The sequence below is a fragment of the Candidatus Erwinia dacicola genome (assembly GCF_001756855.1).
In the GTDB taxonomy this organism is placed as follows: domain Bacteria; phylum Pseudomonadota; class Gammaproteobacteria; order Enterobacterales; family Enterobacteriaceae; genus Erwinia; species Erwinia dacicola.
This window is the reverse complement of record NZ_MAYS01000513.1, coordinates 1-1,847: the sequence shown is the minus strand read 5'-3', so window position 1 is coordinate 1,847 and position 1,847 is coordinate 1. Positions and strand designations below refer to the sequence as shown.

1 protein-coding gene and 1 pseudogene are annotated in these 1,847 nt (G+C 50.2%); one reads left to right on the top strand and one right to left on the bottom strand.

Going from position 1 to position 1,847, the window contains the following annotated elements; translation table 11 throughout:
• Window positions 1–342 precede the first annotated feature (342 nt).
• Window positions 343–825: a transcription elongation factor GreA gene (gene greA, locus BBW68_RS13185; protein WP_070135715.1), complete on the bottom strand. Its 483-nt coding sequence runs from the start codon at window positions 823–825 to the stop codon at window positions 343–345.
• Between the two features lie 291 nt (window positions 826–1,116).
• Here greA and dacB point away from each other — a divergent pair.
• Window positions 1,117–1,647 (top strand): annotated as a pseudogene (gene dacB, locus BBW68_RS13180) (D-alanyl-D-alanine carboxypeptidase/D-alanyl-D-alanine endopeptidase); the annotation flags it as partial.
• Window positions 1,648–1,847 lie beyond the last annotated feature (200 nt).

Genomic DNA, 1,847 nt, shown 5'->3' with positions numbered 1-1,847 from the left:
AAATCGCCACAGAAGATCGTAAGACGGAAGACTTGGTAGTGGACGCTATCGTGCACGAAACACGTGCAGATAATCGGCAAGACGCTGGTGCTGTACCGTCCAACGAAGGAACGTAGCGCCCTTACAGGGCGAGCGTCACGGCTTCGCCGTTCCGGTGCTTTGCATGACCGGAGCTCCGCTTTATACTCAGCTCCATGTATATCCCGCGTCCCGCTAAACTCCTTTTTGTCACGGCCCGTCCATACTAAGCTCAGGTCTGGAGAAAGTGCCATCCTCCTGATTCTGATAAAAGACCGCTTCGGCGGCCTTTTTCTTAATCTTCACAAAACCTTTAGAGAATAATTAGAGATACTCTACTTTCAGAATTTCGTATTCCACATCGCCGCAGGGGGTTTTGACAATGGTAACGTCATTAACGACTTTATCAATCAAACCGCGCGCCATCGGTGAGTTCACTGAAATCAGGCTCTTTTTAAAATCGGCTTCGTCATCGCCCACAATACGGTAGGTCGACTCCTCGTCCGTTTCGACATTCAGCACGGTAACGGTGGTGCCAAAAATTACGCGACCGTTAGCATTGCTGGCCATTTTTGTAACATCGATCACCTGAGCATTGGAAAGCTTGGCTTCGATTTCCTGAATACGGCCTTCACAGAATCCCTGCTCCTCACGGGCAGCTTGGTATTCCGCATTTTCTTTTAAGTCGCCGTGTTCCCGTGCATCCGCAATTGAGGCAATAATTCTTGGGCGTTTTACGGTTTTCAGCTCTTCCAGCTCTTCGCGCAATTTTTCCGCACCCTTTAACGTCATTGGAATTTGATTCATCTCAATACCTCATAAAATCTGTCCTGTTCAATGTGTCGTCGTCCTGACGGATGGCATGCAGGAAAGGCGTCCCGCGGCGCTTATTACTGATTTAAAACGAAAGAAGCCTGACCCGGAGCAGTTTCCAAGGTCTGGCTTATTTTGCAATTTGATACGTATTTTACCCCAGAGTTACTCAATGGTCATCGTTTACTTTCCACCACGATGCACCGTAGTATGACAGCATTACCTGTCAGTTACCGCGAGATTATGCGATCTTTACGAATTGTCACCGGCATTAGCTACGCATTTATGCTGCGCAGCCTCCATCGAAGACTACACCCAATACTTACCCGACGGCGCGAACCTAGCGCTGATTGTGCAGAAAATTGGCGCTGCGTCTCCCTCGATTGATTATCACAGCCAGCAGATGGCGCTGCCAGCCAGTACCATGAAAGTGATTACTGCGCTGGCGGTACTTTTACAGCTTGGCCCTGATTACCGTTTTCACACCCAGCTCGAAAGCAAAGGCAGCCTAAGCGGTGATACGCTGCGTGGCGATCTGGTGGTGCGCTTCGGCGGCGACCCGACGCTGACTCGTCAGGACCTGCGTAATATAGTGGCCACGCTGAAGAAAGAGAGCGTGCAGCATATTGATGGCAACTTGGTGATTGACACCTCGGTGTTCACCAGCCACGACAAGGCCTCGGCTTGCCGTGGAACGATATGATCCAGTGTTTTAGTGCTCCGCCTAGCGCCGTTATCGTTGACCGTAACTGTTTTTCGGTGTCGCTGTACAGCGCGCCGAATCTGGGAGAAAAAGCCTTTATACGCGTCGCCTCGGTAGAGTCTTAGGACGTGGTGTAAATTTGGAAGGATGGTGAGAGCCATTGGCTTATCCGGTAACGTAATGGTTAATCAGACAATTATCTCAGAAGGAGTCAACCGATGGCCGACAACAGCATGACATTCAGCAACACCCTGATACAACTCGGCGGCGAGGACTTTCTGCGTGAACTCACCGAATTTATGCTCAACCGCAT